General features: G+C 63.4%; 20 protein-coding genes. 8 read left to right on the top strand and 12 right to left on the bottom strand.

Annotated features, from left to right (window positions below; translation table 11 throughout):
* Positions 1-324: 324 nt before the first annotated feature.
* Positions 325-1,044 carry a metallophosphoesterase gene (locus tag H7R73_RS13625; protein ID WP_182951179.1) on the bottom strand — a complete coding sequence of 240 codons (720 nt, stop codon included), beginning with the start codon at positions 1,042-1,044 and terminating at the stop codon, positions 325-327.
* A gap of 219 nt (positions 1,045-1,263) precedes the next feature.
* Between H7R73_RS13625 and mprF the strand changes: the two genes are divergently transcribed.
* Together mprF and H7R73_RS13615 are read left to right on the top strand one after the other, a co-directional pair.
* On the top strand, positions 1,264-3,819 hold the full coding sequence (gene mprF, locus H7R73_RS13620) for a bifunctional lysylphosphatidylglycerol flippase/synthetase MprF (RefSeq protein ID WP_182951176.1): 2,556 nt from the start codon (positions 1,264-1,266) through the stop codon (positions 3,817-3,819).
* A 10-nt stretch (positions 3,820-3,829) separates the two neighbouring features.
* On the top strand, positions 3,830-4,543 hold the full coding sequence (locus H7R73_RS13615; protein WP_182951174.1) for an AcvB/VirJ family lysyl-phosphatidylglycerol hydrolase: 714 nt from the start codon (positions 3,830-3,832) through the stop codon (positions 4,541-4,543).
* A gap of 92 nt (positions 4,544-4,635) precedes the next feature.
* Here H7R73_RS13615 and H7R73_RS13610 read toward each other — a convergent pair whose 3' ends face one another.
* The 3 genes from H7R73_RS13610 to H7R73_RS13600 are packed head-to-tail and all read right to left on the bottom strand — an operon-like array spanning position 4,636 to position 7,435.
* Entirely contained in the window at positions 4,636-5,406 is a 771-nt protein-coding gene (locus tag H7R73_RS13610; RefSeq protein ID WP_041211345.1) for an ABC transporter substrate-binding protein, read from the bottom strand.
* A gap of 53 nt (positions 5,407-5,459) precedes the next feature.
* Positions 5,460-6,275, bottom strand: a complete 816-nt coding sequence (locus H7R73_RS13605) for a carbon-nitrogen hydrolase family protein (RefSeq protein ID WP_042865278.1) — start codon at positions 6,273-6,275, stop codon at positions 5,460-5,462.
* An 8-nt stretch (positions 6,276-6,283) separates the two neighbouring features.
* Positions 6,284-7,435, bottom strand: a complete 1,152-nt coding sequence (locus H7R73_RS13600; RefSeq protein WP_103254853.1) for a methionine aminotransferase — start codon at positions 7,433-7,435, stop codon at positions 6,284-6,286.
* 115 nt (positions 7,436-7,550) lie between these two features.
* Here H7R73_RS13600 and H7R73_RS13595 point away from each other — a divergent pair, with 115 nt between their 5' ends.
* Positions 7,551-8,441, top strand: coding sequence for a LysR family transcriptional regulator (locus H7R73_RS13595; protein ID WP_103254854.1), 891 nt, complete (start codon positions 7,551-7,553; stop codon positions 8,439-8,441).
* 71 nt (positions 8,442-8,512) lie between these two features.
* Here H7R73_RS13595 and araA read toward each other — a convergent pair whose 3' ends face one another.
* Genes araA through H7R73_RS13580 form a run of 3 tightly spaced genes read right to left on the bottom strand, consistent with a single transcriptional unit; the run spans position 8,513 to position 12,398 of the window.
* Entirely contained in the window at positions 8,513-10,012 is a 1,500-nt protein-coding gene (araA, locus tag H7R73_RS13590; RefSeq protein ID WP_103254855.1) for an L-arabinose isomerase, read from the bottom strand.
* Positions 10,013-10,026: 14 nt separating this feature from the next.
* Positions 10,027-10,725 carry an L-ribulose-5-phosphate 4-epimerase gene (locus H7R73_RS13585; RefSeq protein WP_042863753.1) on the bottom strand — a complete coding sequence of 233 codons (699 nt, stop codon included), beginning with the start codon at positions 10,723-10,725 and terminating at the stop codon, positions 10,027-10,029.
* Complete coding sequence (locus tag H7R73_RS13580; protein WP_182951172.1) at positions 10,722-12,398, bottom strand: ribulokinase; 1,677 nt, start codon at positions 12,396-12,398, stop codon at positions 10,722-10,724. The genes H7R73_RS13585 and H7R73_RS13580 overlap by 4 nt, the downstream gene beginning before the upstream one ends.
* A 360-nt stretch (positions 12,399-12,758) precedes the next feature.
* On the opposite strand from H7R73_RS13580, the gene H7R73_RS13575 reads away from it, so the two are divergent.
* The 4 genes from H7R73_RS13575 to araC all read left to right on the top strand — a co-directional run bounded on the left by H7R73_RS13575 (position 12,759) and on the right by araC (position 17,399).
* On the top strand, positions 12,759-13,742 hold the full coding sequence (locus H7R73_RS13575; RefSeq protein WP_039040094.1) for an arabinose ABC transporter substrate-binding protein: 984 nt from the start codon (positions 12,759-12,761) through the stop codon (positions 13,740-13,742).
* A 66-nt stretch (positions 13,743-13,808) separates the two neighbouring features.
* Entirely contained in the window at positions 13,809-15,305 is a 1,497-nt protein-coding gene (araG, locus tag H7R73_RS13570; RefSeq protein WP_182934977.1) for an L-arabinose ABC transporter ATP-binding protein AraG, read from the top strand.
* Between the two features lie 48 nt (positions 15,306-15,353).
* Entirely contained in the window at positions 15,354-16,355 is a 1,002-nt protein-coding gene (gene araH / locus H7R73_RS13565) for an L-arabinose ABC transporter permease AraH (RefSeq protein WP_010674477.1), read from the top strand.
* Positions 16,356-16,487: 132 nt separating this feature from the next.
* Entirely contained in the window at positions 16,488-17,399 is a 912-nt protein-coding gene (gene araC, locus H7R73_RS13560; protein ID WP_104452871.1) for an arabinose operon transcriptional regulator AraC, read from the top strand.
* 69 nt (positions 17,400-17,468) lie between these two features.
* On the opposite strand, the gene ykgO is transcribed toward araC, so the two are convergent.
* Both ykgO and H7R73_RS13550 read right to left on the bottom strand, forming a co-directional pair.
* Positions 17,469-17,594 carry a type B 50S ribosomal protein L36 gene (gene ykgO / locus H7R73_RS13555; protein WP_010674479.1) on the bottom strand — a complete coding sequence of 42 codons (126 nt, stop codon included), beginning with the start codon at positions 17,592-17,594 and terminating at the stop codon, positions 17,469-17,471.
* Positions 17,591-17,860 (bottom strand): type B 50S ribosomal protein L31, encoded by a 270-nt coding sequence (locus H7R73_RS13550; RefSeq protein ID WP_039040091.1) that lies wholly within the window; start codon positions 17,858-17,860, stop codon positions 17,591-17,593. Before H7R73_RS13550 ends, ykgO begins: the two co-directional genes overlap by 4 nt.
* A gap of 225 nt (positions 17,861-18,085) precedes the next feature.
* Here H7R73_RS13550 and H7R73_RS13545 point away from each other — a divergent pair, with 225 nt between their 5' ends.
* The gene (locus H7R73_RS13545) at positions 18,086-18,340 is read left to right on the top strand and encodes a DinI family protein (protein WP_010674481.1); all 255 of its coding nucleotides are present in this window, start codon (positions 18,086-18,088) and stop codon (positions 18,338-18,340) included.
* 382 nt (positions 18,341-18,722) lie between these two features.
* Here the strand turns inward: H7R73_RS13545 and H7R73_RS13540 are convergent, their stop codons facing one another.
* From H7R73_RS13540 to H7R73_RS13530, 3 genes are all read right to left on the bottom strand, one after another.
* Positions 18,723-19,472 (bottom strand): DUF2927 domain-containing protein, encoded by a 750-nt coding sequence (locus tag H7R73_RS13540; RefSeq protein ID WP_103261120.1) that lies wholly within the window; start codon positions 19,470-19,472, stop codon positions 18,723-18,725.
* 83 nt (positions 19,473-19,555) lie between these two features.
* On the bottom strand, positions 19,556-20,059 hold the full coding sequence (locus tag H7R73_RS13535; RefSeq protein ID WP_042881073.1) for a M48 family metallopeptidase: 504 nt from the start codon (positions 20,057-20,059) through the stop codon (positions 19,556-19,558).
* 132 nt (positions 20,060-20,191) lie between these two features.
* Complete coding sequence (locus tag H7R73_RS13530) at positions 20,192-21,835, bottom strand: hypothetical protein (protein ID WP_103259997.1); 1,644 nt, start codon at positions 21,833-21,835, stop codon at positions 20,192-20,194.
* Positions 21,836-22,092 lie beyond the last annotated feature (257 nt).

The following is a 22,092-nucleotide window of genomic DNA, read 5'->3' as shown; positions in this document are numbered from 1 at the left end:
GCAGGTGCTCTTTCAAGTGGTGAGTGACTGCATTTGGGGCATACCTCGAACCAGGAGAGGCCACACACAAGCGCGTCACTCTTGGGGACAACCGTCTTTTGCCAGCCGCATTGGGGGCAATGAAAGGTAAATGGAGGTACAGGCATGACATTCCCCAAAGAGGTTCCTTTGGGCCTAGCCTACCACGGTTCGATATTGATGGTCGCAGCCTTGGTCACAGACTTTCAGCGATATCTGCATCTTGAAGTGTGCTCATCATCCCGGACTGAATCGCCGCGGCTCCAATCAGTAGAAAGATCAACCCCTGATACAAAGGATCTCTGCTCAGGGGGAACCACTGGGTGGGAGAGCCGGCATCAGGGTGTGGAGGTCCAGCAGGGTGAAGTAGCCGCCCTCCTCGGGATACCAGCCGCCGGTGTCGATGTAGTGGACGTTGCCAAGGCGCACCGGCACCCTCACCGGGGTGTGGCCCACCACCAGGGCGGCGAGATCCGCGACCCCGCCCTCGTCCAGCCGTTCGATACGGCGCCTTGACCAGAGGCAGACGTTCTTGATGGCCCGAAGCTGTCCGCCGCTCACCCCGGCATCGAGTTGGTCCAGCAGCCCCTGCCAGGAGGAGAAGGGGCAATCGGCGTGAAGCAGCCCGACGGGTCCCTGGCTGGTCTGCACCTCGATGGCCAGGGGCAGGCTGCGGTAGTGGACGGCGAACGCCGCCTGCTCGGCAGGGGTCAGCTGCTGAAACCAGCCGCCGCCGTTTCGGATCCAGTTCTCCCGATCGCAGCTCTCGTAACGGCAGACGTAGTCGTCGTGATTGCCGCAGACCGGGTGAAACCAGGGCCTGGCCAACCAGTGGATCACCTCGCTGCACTCGGGCCCGCGATCCGCCAGATCCCCGACGCTGAAGAGACGGTCCCGGGCGGGATCAAAATCCAGGGTGTCGAGGGCCTGCTGCAACAGGGCGAAGTGGCCGTGGATGTCGCCGACGGCCAGATCGCGCCCCTGGGCGTTTTGGGGGAAGCGTCTTATCAGGGGGGAGGGTGTCATGGCGTCTCCTGCCTCTATTCCGGACGGGGATGTTTTGTCTGCCTGTACATAAGGTTACAGAAGAAAAGTGGCGAGCTGGCAGGGCCTGGTAAATCATAGGATTGCCCCCGTGAACGTGCGGCGTCACGCGCTGCTTGTGGGGGAGTCACTCCGGGAGGGCGCCTTGTCCGCCCGCTTTCGGAGCCTCTCTTTCTCCACGCTTTTTGACAGGAATCTTGAATGCGGCGTCAGCTGTTGATCTGGATAGGCCCCCTGTGCAGCCTGCTGCTGCTGGGGGCGGCCTTGACCGTCCTCTATCATTTGACCCACCTGTGGCACTGGCACGACATCCGCCAGGCCATCTGGTCACAACCCTTGCCGCAGTTGGGGGGCGCCCTGCTGCTCACCCTGCTCAGCTATGGCTGCCTCTGCTGCTATGATCTGCTGGCCCTGAAGGTGCTGGAAAAACGCCTGCCCTGGCAGCAGGTGGGGATGACCTCCTTCATCGCCTACACCTTCTCCAACACCCTGGGCTTTGCGCTGCTCACCGGCTCCTCGGTACGCTACCGGCTCTACTCCTCCCTGGGGCTTGGCACCGGGGAGGTGGCCAGGGTGATCCTCTTTTGCTCCATCACCTTCTTCCTCGGTCTGCTGGGCTGGGGGGGCAGTGCCCTGCTGCTGGGGCAGGGGGCGGCCCTGCTGATGGACTGGCCCCGCTGGGCGACCGGGTTGTTGCAACTGGCGGGGGGCCTGGCCCTGCTGACGGTGCTGGCATATCTGGTGTGGCCGGGGGCAGCCCTGGTCTGGCGCGGACACCCGCTGTTCCTGCCGCGCATCAGATACCGCCTGCTGCAACTGCTCATCGCCCTGCTCGACTGGATGGCCGCCGCCGCCGTGCTCTATGTGCTGCTGCCATCGGGCAGTGTGCCCTATCCGGTGCTGCTCAGTGCCTTCGTGCTCTCCAGCCTGCTCGGGGTGCTGGCCCATGTGCCGGGGGGCATCGGGGTCTTCGAGGCGAGCATGAGCCTGCTGCTCACCCACTATCTGCCGGTGGACAAGCTGCTCGCCTCCCTGCTTATCTACCGCTGCACCTACTACTTCCTGCCCTTCCTCTGTGCCCTGCTGCTGTTCGCAGGTCAGGAGCTGCTGCAACAGCGGGCCCGCCTGCACCGGCTGCAGGGGGTCATGATGGCGACCCGGGAGTTTGTGCCCGCCCTGGTGAGCATGGGTACCTTCGCGGCGGGCACCCTGCTGCTCTGCTCCGGGATGATCCCCACCATGAAGGGGCGGATCGAAGCCTTCCTGGAGGTGCTGCCCCTGCACTTGCTGGAGCTCTCCCATGTGCTCGGCAGCGTCAGCGGCGTGTTGCTGCTGTTGCTGGCCCACAGCCTCTATCGCCGTCATGACGGGGCATTCAGGATCACCCAGTGGCTGCTGGGGCTTGGCATGCTGTTCTCCCTGTGCAAGGGGTTTGACTGGGAGTCGGCCCTGCTGCTCGGGGGCTTCTTGCTCATCATCACCCCCTGCCGCCCTCTCTTTTATCGCAAGGGTTCCCTGCTTCACGCCCGGTTCACCCCTTCCTGGCTGATGTCGGTGGGGGCCGTGCTGCTGGGGGCCTTGTGGTCGCTGCTCTTCTCCTACCGCCATGTGGAGTACGACCCCTCCCTCTGGCTGCACGTCTCGGCCCACGGGCCCGGGGCCGCCTCCCGCGCCCTGCGCGCCATGGGGAGCGTCATCGGCGTGCTGGCGGTGGTCGGGGTGGCCCATCTGTTGGCCCCCTTGCGCCTCGCCGTCTGCAAGCCGGATGCCGAGGTGCTCTCCCGTGCCCATGGGCTGGTGATGCGGGCAGGGGGAGGCCACGGCTACCTGGCCCAGCTCGGGGACAAATCCCTGCTGTTCCACCCAAGCGGCGAGGCCTTCCTCATGTACGGGGCCGAGGGCAGCAGCTGGATAGTGATGGGGGATCCCGTCGGCCAGCCCTCCCTGGTGGAGGAGCTGCTCTGGCAGTTTCGTGAGCGCTGTGACGAGCACGACGTCAGCCCGGTCTTCTACCAGGTGTCGGCCCGTTATCTGCCTGTCTATCTGGATCTCGGGCTCATCCCCTTCAAGCTGGGGGAGGAGGCCATCGTGGATCTGCCGAGCTTCGATCTCGCCGGCAGTCGCCTGCGCAACCTGCGCCAGAGTCACGCCAAGGGCAAGCGGGAAGGGCTGCGCTTCGAGGTGGTGGCCCCCGGTGAGATTGCCGCCTTGCTACCCGAGTTGAAGGGGATCTCCGACAGCTGGCTGCACAGCAAGCAGGGCAGGGAGAAGGGCTTCTCCGTGGGCAGTTTCGATCCTGCCTACCTCACCCTCAACCCGATGGCGCTGGTGCGGCGGGAGGGGCAGATCGTCGGGTTTGCCAACCTCTGGACCAGCGACAACAAGGAGAGCCTCTCCATCGATCTGATGCGCTACAGCCTGGACACAGGGGCGGCGCCGGTCATGGATTTCCTGTTTGTCGAGCTCCTGCTGTGGGGCAAGCAGGAGGGGTATGCCAGCTTCAACCTGGGGATGGCCCCCATGTCGGGCTTCAACGACAACCCCCTCGGCGGTTACTGGGCCCGCCTTGGCAACACCCTGTTCACCCGGGGCAGCCGTTTCTACAACTTCCAGGGATTGCGGCGTTACAAGGAGAAGTTCGGCCCAAGGTGGGAGCCCCGCTACCTGCTCTGTACCGGCCATCTGGTGCTGCCCCGCACCCTGACCCACCTCGTCTCCCTCATCAGTCGCGGCCCCTTCGGGCTCATGAAGAAATAGGAGTTGGCCCATGAGAGCCATGTTGTTGCTGTTGATTTGCTGTTTCGTCTCCTCGTTCACCTTGCCGGCGGTGGCCGCCCAGCCGGGCCGGGTCGGCGCGGATCTGGGGCTGGTGGAGTTGCCCGTGGCGCAAGCCTCGTCTTCCCCCATGGTGGTCTTCATGAGCGGGGATGGCGGCTGGGCGGCGCTGGACAAGGGGCTCAGCGCCCAGTTGCAGGCCCACGGCATGCCGGTGGTGGGCTGGAGCTCGCTCTCCTATTACTGGAAGAAGAAGACGCCGGAGCAGACGACGGCGGATCTGGTGCGCATCCTCACCGAGTACCAGTCCCGTTGGGGGCGCCAGCGCTGGTTGCTGGTGGGTTTCTCCTTTGGTGCCGAGATAGTGCCCTTCGTCATCAATCGTCTGCCGCCAGCCTATCGCGACAGCCTGGCGGGCGCCGTGATGCTCTCCCCCTCGACGGCGTCGGATTTCGAGATCCACGTCAGCGACATGGTGGTGCACGACAAGGGGGGCCGCTATCCCACCCTGCCGGAGGTGACACGGATCCAGACTCTGCCGCTGCTCTGCGTGCAGGGGGCGGAGGATGACTCCCCGGTCAAACTCTGTCCGCGCTTGCAGCAGCCGAACGTGACGACGGTGACCCTGCCGGGCTCCCACCACTTCGACGACAACTACCAGACCCTGTACCAGCAGATTGCCGGGCACCTGGGCCTGGCCCAATAACGGCGAGAGGCCGGGAAAACGACACAGGGCGGCCAATGGCCGCCCTGTTGCCATGGCCCCTTGCAACTGTCCAGGGGGTTGGCATGCCGGGATCAGAGCAGATCTTCGAGCTGGTACTTCTTGAGCAGGGTGTTGAAGGTGCCGTCGGCCTTGACGCTCTCGATGGCGGCATCGAAGCGGGCCTTGAGCTTGTCATCGTGTTTGCGAAGGGCCACCGCCACCCCTTCTCCCAGGATCTTGTCCTGGGTGCCGTTGAACTGGGGACCGACGAAGGCGAACTGCTTGCCCATCTCCTTGTCGAGGAAGCCCACCTTCAACTGCACCATGTTGCCGAAGGTGTAGTCGGCGCGGCCGGACTGCAGATCCAGCATGGGAGACTGGGCGTTGACGTAGCGCTTGATCTTGGCCACCTCGCCATAGCGGGCGGTGACGAAGTTGTCCTGGGGAGTGCCCTCCTGCACCGCGATCACCTTGCCCTTGAAGTGGGCCGGATCGTCTGCAAAGTCGGCGGCCTTGTCGCTGCGCCCCACGAAGCGGTTCTGCATCATGTAGTAGACCTGGCTGAAGTCCACTTTCTGGCGCCGCTCGTCCGTGATGTTCATGGAGGACATGATGGCGTCGTACTTGCGCACCTGCAGGCCGGGCAGCAGGGCATCCCAGGGCTGGTTGATCACCTCGCACTCGGTCTTCATGGCCGCGCACAGGGCATAGGCGAGATCGACCTCGAAGCCGCCGAGCTGGCCGTTGCTGTCGACCATCTCGAAGGGGGGATAGGTGGCATCGGTGGCGATCACCAGGGGTTTGGCGGCGGCCTGGCCGGCGGTGGCAAGTGCCATCAGCATCATCAGTGTGTTGAGTTTCATGGTCAGTCCCTTGAAGTGTGGTGTCATTCCTAGCGTGCTAAAGGGTGCCGGCCTCAAGGGCCGACGGCTATCTTGCGATGGGTGAGGGCCGGCAACTGGCTGCGCACCGTGCGCTGTGCTGCCAGATCCAGGGTGGCGATGGCCATGCCCTGACCCTCCTCTACCTGGGCCAGTATCCGGCCCCAGGGATCGATGATCATGCTGTGGCCGAAGGTGCGCCGCCCACCGGGGTGGTGTCCCCCCTGGGCACTGGCAAACACGAAAGCCAGGTTCTCTACCGCCCGGGCCCGCAGCAGCAGCGCCCAGTGCGCGAGCCCGGTGGTGTGGGTGAAGGCCGCGGGCAGGGCGATGAAATCGGGGGCGGGCCCCAGGCGAAACAGCTCCGGGAAGCGCAGGTCGTAGCAGATCCCGAGGCGCAGCACGCCCCAGGGCAGGGGATGGCTCACCACCTCCCGGCCCGGGGTCATGGTCGCGGCCTCGTCATACTGCTCCTGCCCGGTGCAAAAGCCAAACAGGTGCAGCTTGTCGTAGCGGCTTGCGAGCTGCCCTTGCGGGTCGATGAGCAGGCTGCTGTTGTGCATCTTGCCGGGCTCGTGGCTGGCAAGCGGCAATGTGCCGGCCAGGATCCAGAGCCCGAGCTCCAGGGCCAGCCCCTGTACCCAGGCAAGCAGGGGGTGATCGTCAACGGGGGCGGCCAGGGCTACTCGCGCCCGCTCATCGACCGGCATCAGGTAGAAATATTCGGGCAGCAGGGCCAGCTCTGCCCCCTCGGCTGCGGCCTGACGCAGCAACGCTTCGGCCTGGGCCAGGTTGTGGTCAAGGTCATCCCCGGAGACCATCTGGAGGACGGCAACGCGCAGTGAATCCATGGTGCCCCCTAGACGGCGCACAGGCGCTCGGCGCCCGCCAGCAGGGTGTCGTCATCCTTGGAGAAGGAGAGGCGGATGACTCTTTGATCCGTGCCGTCGTGATAGAAGGCGGAGACCGGAATGGTGGCGACCCCGTGATCGCGGATGAGCCGTTGCACGAAGAGGCTGTCGGGCTCGTCGCTTACCCGCTCGTAGCTCGCCAGCATGAAGAAGCTGCCCGCCGAGGGGAGCAGGGTCAGGCGCGAATCCGCCAGGGCCGAGGCGAGCAGGTCACGCTTGCGCTGGTAGAAGGCCGCCAGCCCCTGATAGTGGGCCGGTTGCTGCAACAGGTGGGCGAAGCCGTACTGCATGGGGGTGTCGGCGGCGAACATGGCGAACTGGTGCACCTTGCGGATCTCCTCCATCAGGGGACGGGGCGCCACGCAGTAGCCCACCCGCCAGCCGGTGACGTGGAAGGTCTTGCCGAAGGAGAAGACGGCGACGGAGCGCTCCACCAGCTCCGGATAGCGGATGACGCTCTGGTGCAGGGCGCCGTCGAACACCACGTGCTCGTACACCTCGTCCGAGAGGATCAGGATGTCGGTGCCGCGCACCAGGCGGGCGAGGCGCTCCTGATCCCCTGCCTGCCAGACGGTGCCGGTGGGGTTGTGGGGGGTGTTGAGCACTATCATGCGGGTGCGGGGGGTGATGCGGGCGGCCACCTCGTCCCAGGGGATGGCGAAATGGGGGGCCTTGAGGGCGATCACCACAGGGGTGGCTCCCTGCAACTGGATCATGGGGCGGTAGCTGTCAAACGCCGGCTCGAACATGATCACCTCGTCGCCGGGGTGAACCAGGGCGGTGATGGCGCAGAACAGGGCTTCGCTGGCGCTGGCGGTGATGGTGATCTCCTCGCCCGCGTCATAGTGATGGCCGTAGCTGGCTGCAATCTTGGCTACCAGTTGTTCGCGCAGGGCAGGCAGCCCCGTCATGGGGGCGTACTGGTTTTCACCGGCCAGCATGGCCTCGTGGGTCACCCGGATGAGCTCGGGATCGCAGGGGAAGCTCGGCGCCCCCTGGGAGAGGTTGATGCTGGGGTGGCGGGCGGCCAGATCCCCGATCACGGTGAAGATGGTGGTGCCCACCTGGGGCAGTTTGCTGGAAACCTGGGGGATGGACATGGGGCCGTCACCTGCGTGTGTGAAAGAGGTCCCTTTTTAGCCCCCCCAAGGCTTGCCGGACAACGGATTATTCGGCATGGTACGCATGAGTTTTTCTCAAGCATGGAGGCTTGTCATGTTGTCTACCCAGCCGCGTACTCAGTTGCCTCTCTATGGCCTGCAGGTCTTCGAGTGTTCTGCCCGCCACCTGAGCTTTACCCTGGCTGCCGACGAGCTGTGCGTGAGCCAGGGGGCGGTGAGCAAGCAGATCGCCCAGCTGGAGGCGCGCCTGGGCCACCTGCTGTTCGTGCGCGGCACCCGTTGCCTCACCTTGACCCCCGCCGCCGAGCGGCTGCTGCCTTTCGTTCGTGAAGGGCTGGCCCGCATGGGGGAGGGGCTCAGCGCCTTGCAGGCCCTGCCCCACGAACAGGCGATCAGCATCAAGGTGCCCTCCTGCGCCAGCCGCTGGCTGCTGCGGCGGTTGCAGGCGTTCGAGGGGGAGGCGGTGGAGGTGCGTGGCAGCCACAGCCATGGCATCGACTTCTCCCGGGAGCCCTTCGATCTCGCCATCGTCTACCAGCCCTGCCTGGGGCGCTATCCCCACAGCCAGCCCCTGTTTCGGGAACGGCTGACCCCGGTCTGCGCCCCGGCGTTTGCTGCCAAGCATCGTCTGTTCGAGCGCGACCTGAACGAGCTGCCCCTGCTGCCCCTCATCCATGCCAGCGCCGATAGGCGGGACTGGCGCAACTGGTTTGCCGCCTTCCTCGACATCCCCTGGCAGCCCCAGGGGGGGCAGCTGTTCGATACCCTGGACTTGGCGATGAATGCCGCCTTGCAGGGGTTTGGCCTCTCTCTCGGGGATCCCACCATAGTGGCCGAGGAGCTGGAGAGCGGCGCCCTGGTCGCTCCCTTCGCCCCTGTGCTGGAGACGGATCACGAATACGCCCTGATCGCCCGGCCCGACAGCCAGCGCCACGGGGTACAGCGAGTCTGTCACTGGCTGCTGGAGGGGGAGGGTCATCCCTGAGGGGACGCGAAATGAAACAGCCCCGCGGGCGGGGCTGTTGTCATGGTGATGGCCGCTGGCCGATTAAAGGGTCACTGGCAGATCTTGTAGTAGACCTCGTTCCAGCGCAGTTGCTCCTTGAGCGCGGGGATGCGGGTGTGCTCGTCGATGACCACAAACTCGATACCCATGATGTCGGCGAAGGTGCGCAGCTGCTCGATGTCCACCGCCTGGGTGAACACCGAGTGGTGGGCGGCGCCCGCCAGGATCCAGGCCTCGGCGCTGGTCTGCAGGTCCGGCAGGGGTTTCCACAGGGCGCTGGCCACCGGGAGTTTCGGCATGGCCTCTGGCAGGTCCACCACCTCCAGCTGATTGACCACCAGGCGGAAGCGGTTGCCGAGATCGATGAGGCTGGCGTTGACCGCCTTGCCCGCCGGGGCCGCGAACAGCAGGCGGGCCGGATCGGCCTTCTTGCCTATGCCTAAGTGCTGGGCGTCCAGCACGGGTTTGCCTGCGGCGATGGAGGGGCAGACCTCCAGCATGTGGGCCCCCAGCACCAGGTTGTTGCCCGCTTCCAGATGGTAGGTGTAGTCCTCCATGAAGGAGGCGCCCCCCGCAAGGCCATATCCCATCACTTTCAGGGTGCGCAAGAGGGCCGCGGTCTTCCAGTCCCCTTCTGCCCCAAAACCGAAGCCTTGCTCCATCAGGCGCTGGCAGGCGAGGCCCGGCAGCTGGTGCAGACCATAGAGATCTTCGAAGGTGGTGGTGAAAGCGCCAAAGCCGCCGTCGGTGAGGAACTTCTTCATCCCCAGCTCCTGGCGCGCCGCCTCATACAGGGAGGCACGAAGCCCCCCGCCCGCCTGCACCGCCTCGGTCAGGGTGTAGGTCGCCTCATACTCGGCCAGCAGCGCCTCGATGTCGCTCTCGGGCACGGCGTCGATCACCTTGACCAGATCGCCGACCGGGTGGTAGTTCACCTGATAGCCGAACTGGATCTGGGCCTCAATCTTGTCGCCCTCGGTGACCGCCACGTTGCGCATGTTGTCGCCAAAACGGGCGATTTTGAGGTGGCGGCTGTCGTGGATGGCGGCGGCAACCCGCATCCAGTTGCCAATCTTCTGTCTGGCCTCTTCATCTTGCCAGTGACCCACCACCACGGTGCGGGGCAGCCGCAGGCGGGCCCCCATGAAGCCGAACTCGCGCCCGCCGTGGGCGGTCTGGTTCAGGTTCATGAAGTCCATGTCGATCTCGCTCCAGGGGAGATCCCGGTTGAACTGGGTGTGGAACTGCAACAGGGGCTTTTGCAACTGGCTCAGCGCCGGGATCCACATCTTGGCGGGGGAGAAGGTGTGCATCCACACCATGAGCCCGGCGCAGCGCTCGTCGTGGTTGGCATCCCGGGCCACCGCGCTGATTTCATCCAGGGTGGTACCGGTGGGTTTGAGCACTATCTTGAGGGGCAGGTTCGCCCCCTCGTTGAGCTGGCTGGCGATGGTGTGGGCGTGATCGGCCACCTGCTTCAATGTGGTGGCGCCATACAGGTGCTGGCTGCCGACCAGGAACCACACTTCCAGCTGTTTCATCAATTCCATGAGTTTGTCCTCTTTTAGGCTTTTGTCTGGCCGTAATAGGCGTGTTTGCCATGCTTGCGCTGGTAGTGCTTCTCCAGCAGGTAATCGGGCAGGGGGCGGGCCCCCGGGTTGATCTGGCCGGTGAGCCAGGCCATGCGGGCCACCTCTTCCAGCACCACGGCGTTGTGCACTGCGTCCTCGGCGCTCTTGCCCCAGCTGAAGGGGCCGTGGTTGGCCACCAGCACCCCCGGCATGGTGAGGATGGGGGTCTGCTTGAGGGTTTCGACGATGAGATGACCGGTCAGCCCCTCGTAGTCCTCCTCCACTTCGCCCGGGGTGAGCAGGCGGGAGCAGGGGATCTCGCCGTGGAAGTAGTCGGCCTGGGTGGTGCCGAAAATGGGGATGGGGCGCCCCGCCTGGGCCCAGGCGGTGGCATGGGTGGAGTGGGTGTGCACCACGCCGCCAAGCTCCGGATAGGCGCGATAGAGCACCAGGTGGGTGGCGGTGTCGGAGGAGGGGCGCAAGGCGCCCTCCACCTGCTTGCCCGCCAGATCCAGCACCACCATGTCCTCGACCCGCATCCGCTCATAGCTGACGCCGCTTGGCTTTATCACCACCAGATTGCGCTCTCGGTCGATGCCGCTCACGTTGCCCCAGGTGAAGGTCACCAGGCCATGGCGCGGCAGATCCAGGTTGGCGGCGAGCACCTGCTCCTTGAGGGTCTTGAGGTTCATGCCGGTACCCCCCGGTTGTAGAGGGGTTCGGCGGCGGCGCCCCAGGCGAGGTAGCGCTGGTAGAGGCGTTCATACTCGGCGACTCGCTCGGGGTGTGGCTGGTGGGTGCGCTCCACGGCGCTCGCCATGTGGCGCTGGGCCTTGGCCACATCGGCGTGGATCCCGGCCGCCACGGCGGCAAAGATGGCCGCCCCCAGGGCGCAGCACTGATCCGAGGCCACCACCTGGATGGGCCTGTTCATCACGTCGGCGCAGGTCTGCATCACGGTGGCCGACTTGCGGGCGATGCCGCCAAGGGCGATCACCTGTTCCACCGGCACCTGCTGACTGGTCATGCACTCCATGATGCTGCGAGCCCCGAAGGCGGTGGAGGCGACCAGGGCACCGAACAGATCGGGGGCATCGGTGCCGAGGTTGATCCCCGTGAGGGTACCCTGCAGGCGCTGGTTGGCATAGGGGGTGCGCCGGCCGTTGAACCAGTCGAGCACCACCGGCAGGTGCGCCAGGTCGCGCTGCTGATCCCAGGCGGCGGCGAGGCTGGGTAACAGGGCCTGCTTGTGGCGCTCGATGGCGGTGCGAAGCTCCGGATACTGGGCGGCGAGGTTGTCAAGGGGCCAGCCGAGCTGGCGCTGATACCAGGCATAGATGTCACCGAACGCGGACTGTCCCGCCTCCAGCCCCACCATGCCCGGCACCACGCTGCCGTCCACCTGGCCGCAGATCCCGGCAATGGCCCGATCACCTATGGTGGCCTCGTCGGCGATCAGGATGTCGCAGGTGGAGGTGCCGATCACCTTCACCAGCGCATTGTTGCCGGCCCCGGCTCCCACCGCCCCCATGTGGCAGTCAAAGGCGCCGCCGGCGATCACCACCTCGCAGGAGAGGTGCAGCCGCTCCGCCCACTCCGGGGTCAGGGTGCCGACCGGGAGATCGGCGGTCCAGCTGTCGGTAAAGAGGGGGAAATCGAGATCCTCCGTCAGCAGGGGATCCAGGGCATTGAGGAAGTCGGCGGGGGGCAGGCCGCCCCAGCTCGGGTGCCAGAGGGACTTGTGGCCGGCGGCACAGCGCCCGCGTTTGAGGGTGGCCGGGGCCTGGGTGCCGCTCAGGATGGCGGGTACCCAGTCACACAGCTCGACCCAGTTGCAGGCGGCGGCGCGCACGGCGGCATCGGCTCGGGAGACGTGCAGGATCTTGGCCCAGAACCACTCGGAGGAGTAAATGCCGCCGATGTAGCGGCTGTAGTCGGGGAACTGGCCGCCGTGGCACAGGGCGGTGATGGCCTCCGCCTCCTCGATGGCGGTGTGATCCTTCCACAGCACGAACATGGCATTGGGGTTGTCGGCAAACTCCGGACGCAGGGCCAGCACGCGCCCCTCTCTGTCGATGGGGGCGGGGGTGGAGCCGGTGCTGTCCACCCCGATGCCGCGCACGGCGGTACGCTGACTCGGCGTGAGCTGGCTCACCACCGCCACCACTGCCTGCTCCATGGACTCCAGATAGTCGAGGGGGTGGTGGCGGAACTGGTTGTTGACCGGTTGGCAGTAGTGGCCTGCCTGCCAGCGCGGGTAATAGACGACATGGGTCGCCAGCTCGGCGCCGTCCTGGCAGCGCACGGCGAGTGCCCTGACCGAGTCGCTGCCGAAATCGAGTCCGATGACGATGTGCTCAGACATAAGTGCTCCTGACCATCAATGAGGGGTGACTGGGGGGAACCATAGGAGATGGGCAGGAGGGGCGGTTAGCCATTGGCTGCTGGAAATATGGATTTTAACGCTGTCAGTGCGACAGGGTGACGGCTCTCTAAAATTCAATATGTGACGAAATTGCTAATTATATAGACGAAATGGCTGCAATCTCATGGCGTGATCCTGCTCTCCATTTTTAATTGTGAAAACGATTACAACTTGGTTCGCTCAACCAGCAACAACAATAACGTCCTGTTTAAGCATGTTTTTATATGGCTGCGACTTGATTGACTCAACGAGCAGCACTGCGTGGATACATGGATTGATAGAACCGTTGGAGACATTCGCATGAACAAAATCGTTAAAGGCATGATCGCGATGGGGTTCGCCCTTGGTATGGCAAATTCTGCTTTCTCGGCCGAAGCGCTGAAGCTGGGCTACCTGGTCAAGCAGCCGGAAGAGCCCTGGTTCCAGACCGAGTGGAACTTCGCCGACAAGGCGGGCAAGGATCTGGGCTTCGAGGTGATCAAGATAGCCGTCCCCGACGGGGAGAAGACCCTCAATGCCATCGACAGTCTGGCGGCGAATGGCGCCAAGGGCTTCGTCATCTGTACCCCTGATCCCAAACTCGGTGCCGCCATCATGGCCAAGGCCAACAGCATGGATCTGAAGGTCATCACGGTGGATGACCAGTTCGTCAACGCCAAGGGCCAGCCCATGGAGCAAGTGCCCCTGGTGATGATGGCCGCCACCAAGATTGGCGAGCGTCAGGGTCAGGAGCTCTACAAGGAGATGCAAAAGCGCCAGTGGGACGTAAAGGCGACCGGGGTGCTCGCCATCACCGCCGACGAGCTCGACACCGCCCGTCGCCGGGTCGAGGGCTCCCTGGGCGCGCTCAAGGCCGCCGGTTTCCCCGAGGGCCAGATCTTCCGCGCGCCCACCAAGAGCAACGACATTCCGGGGGCGCTGGATGCCGCCAACTCCATGCTGGTGCAACACCCCGAGGTCAAGAACTGGCTCATCGTCGGCATGAATGACAACACGGTGCTCGGCGGCGTGCGCGCCACCGAAGGGCAGGGCTTCAAGGCGGAGAACGTCATCGGCATCGGTATCAACGGGGTGGATGCGGTGAACGAGCTCTCCAAGTCCAGCGCCACCGGCTTCCTCGGCTCCCTGCTGCCCAGCCCGGACGTACACGGCTACAAGAGCATCCAGATGCTCCATGACTGGGTCGTCAACGGCGCCGAGCCTGCCAAGTTCACCGAGGTGACCGACGTGGTGCTCATCACCCGCGACAACTTCAAGGCCGAGCTGCAAAAGAAAGGGCTGTGATCCCCATCCCTTGATACCCATGCCGGCATGGCGGAGTGCGCCGTGCCGGCTGGCTGGAGTCATCTCATGAATCAAGTTCCATATCTGGAGTTTTGCGGCATCAGCAAGGAGTTTCCCGGCGTCAAGGCGCTGCAGAACGTCTCCTTCGCCTGCCAGCAGGGCACGGTACACGCGCTGATGGGAGAGAACGGGGCCGGCAAGTCCACCCTGCTCAAGATCCTGAGCGGTTTTCAGGCGCCCACCCGCGGGGTGGTGAAGCTGGCGGGTCAGGAGAAAGTGTTCCAAAACACGGTCGATGCCCTTGAGAGCGGGATTGCCATCATCTATCAGGAGCTGCACCTGGTCCCTGAAATGAGCGTGGCGGAGAACATCTACCTGGGGCAGTTGCCGACCCGGCGCGGCGTCATCGATCGGGAGAAGCTCTATCAGGATGCAGCCAGGCAGCTGGCACGCCTCGGGATGGATGTCTCCCCCGAGACGCCGCTCAAGTACCTGTCCCTGGGTCAGTGGCAGATGGTGGAGATCGCCAAGGCCCTGACCCGGGACGCCAGCGTCATCGCCTTCGACGAGCCGACCAGCAGCCTCTCGTCCCGCGAGATTGAGCAGCTGTTTCGGGTCATCCGCCAGTTGCGGGACGAGGGCAAGGTCATTCTCTACGTCTCCCACCGCATGGACGAGATCTTCGCCCTGTGCGATGCCATCACGGTGTTCAAGGATGGCCAATTCGTGCGCACCTTCGCTTCCATGGCCGAGGTGGACCGGGACCTGCTGGTCAAGACCATGGTGGGGCGCGAACTGACCGACATCTATGGTTACAGCCCAAGGCCGCTTGGCGAGGCGGGCCTCAAGGTGGAGCACCTGATGGGACCCGGCCTCAAGGCGCCGGTGTCGCTCGAGGTGAAACGCGGGGAGATCCTCGGCATCTTCGGGCTGGTGGGGGCCGGGCGCAGCGAGCTGATGAAGCTTATCTTCGGTGCCGAGACACCTCGAGGGGGCGAGATATCGGTGTTTGGCAAACAGGTGGTCATTCAGAGCCCCATCGACGCCATTCGCAGCGGCATCATGCTCTGCACCGAAGACAGGAAGGCGCTCGGCATCATCCCCATCCATTCGGTGCAGGAGAACATCAACATCAGCGCCCGCCGCCACCACGCGTGGGGAGGCTTCTGGATCAACCAGCAGTGGGAGGACGAGAACGCGAGGCTGCGGATCCGCGACATGCGGGTCAAGACCCCGTCTCCCCAGCAGGCCATCATGAACCTCTCCGGCGGCAACCAGCAGAAGGCCATTCTGGGGCGCTGGCTGTCGGAAGACATGAAAGTGATCCTGCTCGATGAACCGACCCGGGGCATCGACGTCGGGGCGAAGAACGAGATTTACAACGTGATTTACGATCTGGCCAAGGTGGGCATCGCCGTGGTGGTGGTCTCGAGCGAGCTGCCGGAGGTGCTGGGCATCGCGGATCGGATCCTGGTCATGCGGGAGGGGGAGATCGCTGGAGAGCTTTCCCACGACGAGGCCAACGAGGTCAAGGCGCTCAATCTGGCCATGCCGGCCCGTTGATCTGCTGACCGCAACGAGGTAGCACCCGGAATTTTCAGGAGAAATACCATGACAACAACGACCTCGGTCGGCCAAGCCGCCAACGACACCGCGGCGAGCGGTACCCGCCTGCAACTGACCCGCATCTGGGATCAGTACGGCATGCTGGTGATCTTCGCCATCCTGTTCCTGCTCGCCTGCGTGCTGGTCCCCAACTTCGCCAGCCTTATCAACATGCGGGGGCTCGGGCTTGCCGTCTCCATGTCGGGCATGGTGGCCTGCGGCATGCTGTTCTGCCTTGCCTCCGGCGAGTTCGACATGTCGGTGGGCTCAGTGGTGGCCTGCTCCGGGGTTGCCTGCGCGGTGGGCATCAACGCCACCGAGAGCATCCCCCTCGGCATTCTGGCCGGTCTCTCGGTGGGCCTTGTCTTTGGCCTCATCAACGGTATCGTCGTGGCCAAATTCAAGATCAACGCCCTCATCACCACCCTTGCCACCATGCAGATGGCGCGCGGGGTGGGCTACATCATCTCCGACGGCAAGGCGGTGGGCATCGTGGAGGAGGGCTTCTTCGAGCTTGGCAACTCCGCCCTGCTCGGCATCCCGACGCCCATCTGGCTGACGGCGGTCTGCTTCGTGTTGTTCGGTCTGCTGCTCAACAAGACCACCTTCGGGCGCAATACCCTGGCCATGGGTGGCAACGAGGAGGCGGCACGTCTGGCCGGGGTCAACGTGGTGCGCACCAAGATCATCATCTTCACCATGACCGGGCTCATCGCCTCGCTCGCCGGCATCATCCTCGCATCCCGCATGACCTCGGGTCAGCCCATGACCTCCATCGGCTTCGAGCTGGTGGTGATCTCCGCCTGCGTGCTGGGTGGGGTCTCCATGAAGGGGGGGATCGGCAAGATCTCCTACATCATCGCCGGGGTGCTGATCCTGGGGCTGATGGAGAACGCCATGAACCTGCTCAACATCTCCCCGTTTGCCCAGTACGTGGTGCGTGGCCTCATCCTGCTCGCCGCCGTGCTGTTCGACCGCTACAAGCAGGTGCGCAAAGCCCGTATCTGAGCGATGTGTTTCCTCGTCACCGGGCCGGCCTCGCGCCGGCCCGGTGTTTTCCCCGGCAAGCTGTGAGCCAGTTCAACAATTTCACAACGAACAGCTTGCGAACATAGGGGGTTCCTACGCCGGATCTCTACAATGGCCCATGTCGACTTTTTTACCGAAACCCTGTTTTCCGCCATGTCCTCGATGCAAAAAGAGAAGCCGAAACAACTCAATCCCCTGCTGCCCGGCTACGCCTTCGACGTCTTCCTGGTCTCGGGGATGACTCCCATCGAGCAGGGGAGCGCGCTGGATTTCACCATCGACAGGCCCCACGGCATGAAGGGGTTCATCGTCAATCTGACCATCAAGGGCAAGGGGCAGATCTTTCAGGGGGACAAGGCCTTCACCGTGGAGCCCGGGGACCTGCTGCTCTTTCCACCCGCGGCGGTGCACCATTACGGCCGGGCGCCGGATGCCCGAGAGTGGTATCACCGCTGGGTCTATTTCCGTCCGCGGGCCTATTGGGCTGACTGGCTCAAGTGGCCCCAGGTGACGGAGCAGGTGGGGCGACTGCAACTGGCGGACAACCAGCTGCTCACCGAATTCGACGCCCTCTTCCTCGACATCGAGGAAACCCACAAGCAGCTGCGGCCCATGTCGGAGCAGCTCGCCATGAACCTCTTGGAGCGGTTGCTCATCCGCTGCTACGAGGCATCGTCCCAGAATGCCTATCCCGCCATCGATCACCGGGTCCACGAGGCGTGCCAGATCCTGAGCGAGTCCCTCTCGGCCGAGATCTCGGTGGAAGCGCTGGCGGAGCAGGTGTTCTTGTCCCCCTCGCGCCTCGCGCACCTGTTTCGCGAGCAGGTGGGGGTGAGCATAGTGCGCTGGCGTGAGGATCAGCGCATCATGCGGGCCAAGCTGCTGCTGCAGACCACGCCGCTGTCGGTCTCCACCATAGGCCAGCAGGTGGGCTATGACGATCAGCTCTACTTCTCGCGGGTGTTCCGAAAGCGGGTAGGGGTCAGCCCCACCGAATACCGCAAGTGCGCCACCCCGCTGTGAGCAGAGCCCAGAGATGACAAAGCCCTCATGACGAGGGCTTTTGTTATCCATGAGGGGGCGGATGCGCAATCAGCCCTGACGAGCCTTGAACCTGGGATTGCTCTTGCAGATGACGAACAGCTTGCCGCGTCGACGCACGATCTGGCAGTCCGGGTGACGCGACTTGGCGGATTTCAGGGAGGCGAGGACTTTCATTGTTTCTCTTTTCCTTTGCTGAAGAACTGACCGAATCGCTGGCCGAAGCGAGCGACCTGACCTTCCTTGCCGACCTGCTTCTGTTTGCCGGTATAGAAGGGGTGGGACGCGCTGGAGACATCCAGCGTCACATAGGGGTAGGTGTTGCCATCTTCCCACTCTCTGGTGCGATCGGTGGCCAGCGTGGAGCCGATCAGAAAGTAGGTATTGCTGGCGAGATCGTGGAACAGAACCTTGCGGTATTCAGGGTGAATATGGGGGCGCATGATTGCCTCTGTTGTTATGTTATAACACGCCATTAATAATGCGATGGATGAGAATCAATATCAACTGTTTTTTCCATGATGACAGCGATGGGGGAAAATCGGGGCCGTTCGGCTGCACATCGTCAGCAAGAAGGCATGGGCGGTGAGGGCCTATGTGCAGCCACCATCTTTACTTTTTAAAATTACTGTATAAAAATACAGTAAACTATCATGGAGACGTACCCTATGCGCCTGGAAATCATCATCGACAGAAAACACCAGATCCCCACCTCGACCATGGAGGCCTTGCGCCAGGAGCTGCTCAAGCAACTGGGTGAGCGCTTTCCCGATCTGCATGTGCGGGTGGCACCGGGTAGTGCCATGGCTCTGACGGTCAGTCGCGCCAGCAAGGAAGACAAGGAGCTGGCCGAAGCCATGGTGCAGGAGGTGTGGGAAAACGCCGATAGCTGGATGCCGGAAGAAGAGGCTCTGGAGGCCTGAAGATAAGCTCTCAGCGGCAAACATCGTCGTGATCCACCAGGGCGCGAGGAGGAACCTCCAGTCGGGTGATGATCCCTGTATCGGCTTTGCCGAACCGCTCATCAAAACACGCAGCCTCGGGCTGCGTGTTGCGTTGATGGGGTAAGCGCATGACCATGAAGGCGAAAGGCGAAAGGCGAAAGGCGAAAGGCGAAAGGCGAAAGGCGAAAGGCGAAAGGCGAAAGGCGAAAGGCGAAAGGCGAAAGGCGAAAGGCGAAAGGCGAAAGGCGAAAGGCGAAAGGCGAAAGGCGAAAGGCGAAAGGCGAAAGGCGAAAGGCGAAAGGCGAAAGGCGAAAGGCGAAAGGCGAAAGAGTCGAAGAGTAGAAGAGTGACGGCGCTGCGTTCAGAGTCCCGCCCAGCGCTTGAGGCTGTCGACCTGCACCCGTTGGGTGGCCTGTGCGATGTCGCCATTGGCACGCAGTGCCTTGAGGGCCGCGGGGAGCGCTGCGCGCACCTCGTCCGCCGTCATCCCCGGTTGCAATGCCGGGTGGTAGGCAAGCTTGAGCAACACGTAATCGAGCCCGGTCAGAAAGCTGTCGATGCTGCTGTCATTGAAGATGGAGGGGAACACCTTGTCCGAGTCGTTGGGCAGCCCCATCACCTGGCTCAACTCTTCCACTACGCAATCCAGAAAACGGCCCTTTGCCCGGCTGTAATCCACCGGAATGATGATGGTGGCACGGGTGATCTCGTAGCGAGCGTTGGTGGCGAAATTGGCCAGGCAGATCCCCTCCTTGAGGGCGATGCGCACCGACTCGTCCTGGCGCATGGTGCGTGCAGCCCAGCTCGCCATCTGTTTGTGCCGGGTCATGATGAGGGTGAGATTGGGGTTGTCGCTGACAATCTCGATGGGGTGACCGGTGATCCTGCTCAGGTGACGGGTCTGTACCTTGACGACCTCGGCCTGTAGCGGCTTGTCGCCGAATTCGTTGACGAGCTTGAGACGCACGGGGCCCGGCCAGCGGGAGAAGTGCTCCTGTTGTTCATGGCCATACTCCCGTTTCATGGCGATTTCCATGAAGCTCTGGACAAGGTAGTCATCACGCTGCCAGCGTTCGGTGGCCGACAGCGGCAGGGAGAAGAGCCAGAGCATCAGCCCCAGGAGCAACCAGTGCCCATGGCGAACGGGCTGGACAGGTGTGTGCCATGGGCGCATCTTGCCTCCTTGCAAGGGGATCAGCGGGTGGTACGCTCGATATCACGCCAGGTGAGCCAGAGCCTGAGATCGAACTCCAGTTGATGATAGTCCGGTTCCATGTGCTGGCAGAGCTGGTAGAAAGCCTTGTTGTGATCCTTCTCCTTCAGATGGGCCAGCTCGTGTACCACTATCATCTTGAGAAAGGCGGGATGGGCCTCCTTGAACAGGGCGGCGATGCGGATCTCGTTCTTGGCCTTGAGCTTGCTGCCCTGCACCCGGCTGACATAGGTGTGCAGTCCCAGGGCATCCTTGATCACGTTGATCTTGCCGTCGAAGATCACCTTGGAAAGTGGCGCCGAGCTTTTCAGGTAGCGGTTCTTCAGCTCCATGGTATAGGCGAGCAGCGCCTTGTCGCTCTGGACGAGGTGGGTTTGCGGGTAGCGCTTGGCCAGCATCTCGCCGAGTTTGCCCGCCGCAATCAACTGCTGTACCTGAGCCTTGAGTGGCTCCGGATAGCCCCCCAGATAAGTCAGCTCCGCCATGATTCTTCCCTCTGCCGCAAAAAAGAGCGCCATTGTAGTCAGGATGGGGCCCCTTGAACATGGTCGGCCCCCCTCTTTAATGACGACAACGAAAAGGGGCCATCACCAGGATGGCCCCTTCTGTGTGCCTGATTAGCGGCGCCGGTACAGGCCCGGGTCCACCTCTTCATACTGGGCTGCCAGATACTGGTAGAAGGCAAGGTGGGAGGGGGAGGTCGGAGTCTTGAGCTCCTGTGCCACCCGCTCCGGTTTGGCGATGATGAATTTGGGTTGTTGGCGCTGGATGTCAGCCAGCACCCGCTCGCGCACATCGTAGGGCGGGTTGACGTTGGCAAAAAACAGATAGGCGGAAGCCGGCTGGCGATCGGTCCAGAGGTAGTATTGCGGCTGGATGCCATCGACCCAGATCTTGTCGGTAGGCGCCGTCTCGGCGAGGATACGGTCAACCCTGACCTGGGCGGGGGGATTGAACGGCCTGCCCTTGAGATTGCCTTCCCAGGCGTTGTTGACCAGCAGCGCCAGCATGGCCAGCGAGGCGAGCCAGGGGGTGGCGCTTCGCACATCCCAGGCGCGCCAGAGCGGGACCAGAATGAGCACGGGCAAGGCCCACAGCAGGCTGTTGCCGAGCACCTCGCGCACCCGCTCCAGAGACCACTCCTTGGTGCTCCAGCCATAGCCGAGCTGCTGGGCCAGCAACCAGCTGGCGGTCAGTACCACCAGGGAGATGCAAAGCAGCCCCAGTGCATCGGATCGCTGTTCGCTTCTATCCAGCAGGCAGGCGAGCGGCAGCAGGCCAAGCTGCAGATAGAGCACGTCATAGTGATCGAACACATGACCGGAGACCGAGTTGGCGATCAGGGTGAACAGCACACCCAGGAGGGTGGCGCACAGCGCGGGGAGATACCACTCCTGGCGGCGCCCGAGCATCAGGACGAGGAAGGCGGGCAACAGCATGATGAGGCCGGTGCGCAGCAGACCGACGGCGCCCACCTCAGGAGAGAAGCCGTTGCCGTAGCTCCCTTCGAAGAAGATGCCGAAGGCGTAGTATTTGAACTCGGCCAGCACGTCGTGGTGCTGGAAGTAGGCATAGAGCGGGCCGCCGACGAGGGCCAGTCCAAGCAGGCTGGAAAAGAGCAGGGCAAAGGCGCAGCGCCACTGCTCGCGCAGGCACCAGTGACAGAAGAGCACCAGATACCAGGCACCCCAGAAGGCGCCGTTGTTGGTGCGCATCCAGGCCACGATGGTGAAGGTGAGTGCGGCGACCAGGGCCGGTCCCCAGCTGAATCGCTTGTCCAGCAGCATGGTGATGAAAGCCCACTGGGCGATGAGGGCCAGATGGAATGTCCAGTCCTCTGTCATGTTGCCGTAGTAGTAGCGAGTGCTGTAGAGCGCCAGCAGGGCCAGCATGCTGCCAAGTCGCGCCCGCACCGAGAGCCCGAGCTGCGAAAAAGCCTGCCAGCTCGCCATGAGGCCCAGCCAGCAGAGCACCCACTCCAGCAGCCAGATCCCGAAGAAGCCACCAAGGCCATAGCCCAGTGCATCGAGGGCGAAGATCATGGGACCCTTGATGTCGATCATGTCCCGATAGAGTACGCCCCCCTCGCTCCACATCTTGCCCATCACCGCAAACAGGGAGGCATCAAATCCCGGGGCCATGCCGTGGAACAACGGATTGCGCAGACAGAACAGCAGAGCCATCAGGGCGGTGAGCAAGATGACCGACGGCCTGATCCCGGGATTGTGGCGGTGCGGGGTAAAGCGGATGGCATGATTCATGGGTGACCTGTTCCTGCGGGAAAGACTGAAAAAGCGGGCTTATCTTGCCGAGCCGGGCTGCACGATGCAATGGAAGAAGTGTAGGCACCTGAAATAATTCGTAAAAGTATCGTTTTCACACCTCTGGCTGCACTGGCAGGCCCCATCACAAGACAGGGCCGGCGCAGTCGGGCGTCACAGCCTGGGGTTGCATGGTAGGGGGCCTGCGCCTGGGAGCGGATCAGGATTCCCCTATGCGGGGGAAAGGCGGCACCGAC

This window comes from Aeromonas sp. WP2-W18-CRE-05, from assembly GCF_014168615.1.
Classification (GTDB): domain Bacteria; phylum Pseudomonadota; class Gammaproteobacteria; order Enterobacterales; family Aeromonadaceae; genus Aeromonas; species Aeromonas caviae.
The sequence above is the reverse complement of the archived record's forward strand: the minus strand, read 5'-3'. Positions and strand labels throughout refer to the sequence as shown.

What these genes read in the sequence shown, in the direction of transcription:
- H7R73_RS13625 (WP_182951179.1), bottom strand. Translation starts at nt 1,044, where the DNA reads ATGACACCCTCCCCCCTGATAAGACGCTTCCCCCAAAACGCCCAGGGG.
- mprF (WP_182951176.1), top strand. Translation starts at nt 1,264, where the DNA reads ATGCGGCGTCAGCTGTTGATCTGGATAGGCCCCCTGTGCAGCCTGCTG.
- H7R73_RS13615 (WP_182951174.1), top strand. Translation starts at nt 3,830, where the DNA reads ATGAGAGCCATGTTGTTGCTGTTGATTTGCTGTTTCGTCTCCTCGTTC.
- H7R73_RS13610 (WP_041211345.1), bottom strand. Translation starts at nt 5,406, where the DNA reads ATGAAACTCAACACACTGATGATGCTGATGGCACTTGCCACCGCCGGC.
- H7R73_RS13605 (WP_042865278.1), bottom strand. Translation starts at nt 6,275, where the DNA reads ATGGATTCACTGCGCGTTGCCGTCCTCCAGATGGTCTCCGGGGATGAC.
- H7R73_RS13600 (WP_103254853.1), bottom strand. Translation starts at nt 7,435, where the DNA reads ATGTCCATCCCCCAGGTTTCCAGCAAACTGCCCCAGGTGGGCACCACC.
- H7R73_RS13595 (WP_103254854.1), top strand. Translation starts at nt 7,551, where the DNA reads ATGTTGTCTACCCAGCCGCGTACTCAGTTGCCTCTCTATGGCCTGCAG.
- araA (WP_103254855.1), bottom strand. Translation starts at nt 10,012, where the DNA reads ATGGAATTGATGAAACAGCTGGAAGTGTGGTTCCTGGTCGGCAGCCAG.
- H7R73_RS13585 (WP_042863753.1), bottom strand. Translation starts at nt 10,725, where the DNA reads ATGAACCTCAAGACCCTCAAGGAGCAGGTGCTCGCCGCCAACCTGGAT.
- H7R73_RS13580 (WP_182951172.1), bottom strand. Translation starts at nt 12,398, where the DNA reads ATGTCTGAGCACATCGTCATCGGACTCGATTTCGGCAGCGACTCGGTC.
- H7R73_RS13575 (WP_039040094.1), top strand. Translation starts at nt 12,759, where the DNA reads ATGAACAAAATCGTTAAAGGCATGATCGCGATGGGGTTCGCCCTTGGT.
- araG (WP_182934977.1), top strand. Translation starts at nt 13,809, where the DNA reads ATGAATCAAGTTCCATATCTGGAGTTTTGCGGCATCAGCAAGGAGTTT.
- araH (WP_010674477.1), top strand. Translation starts at nt 15,354, where the DNA reads ATGACAACAACGACCTCGGTCGGCCAAGCCGCCAACGACACCGCGGCG.
- araC (WP_104452871.1), top strand. Translation starts at nt 16,488, where the DNA reads ATGGCCCATGTCGACTTTTTTACCGAAACCCTGTTTTCCGCCATGTCC.
- ykgO (WP_010674479.1), bottom strand. Translation starts at nt 17,594, where the DNA reads ATGAAAGTCCTCGCCTCCCTGAAATCCGCCAAGTCGCGTCACCCGGAC.
- H7R73_RS13550 (WP_039040091.1), bottom strand. Translation starts at nt 17,860, where the DNA reads ATGCGCCCCCATATTCACCCTGAATACCGCAAGGTTCTGTTCCACGAT.
- H7R73_RS13545 (WP_010674481.1), top strand. Translation starts at nt 18,086, where the DNA reads ATGCGCCTGGAAATCATCATCGACAGAAAACACCAGATCCCCACCTCG.
- H7R73_RS13540 (WP_103261120.1), bottom strand. Translation starts at nt 19,472, where the DNA reads ATGCTCTGGCTCTTCTCCCTGCCGCTGTCGGCCACCGAACGCTGGCAG.
- H7R73_RS13535 (WP_042881073.1), bottom strand. Translation starts at nt 20,059, where the DNA reads ATGGCGGAGCTGACTTATCTGGGGGGCTATCCGGAGCCACTCAAGGCT.
- H7R73_RS13530 (WP_103259997.1), bottom strand. Translation starts at nt 21,835, where the DNA reads ATGAATCATGCCATCCGCTTTACCCCGCACCGCCACAATCCCGGGATC.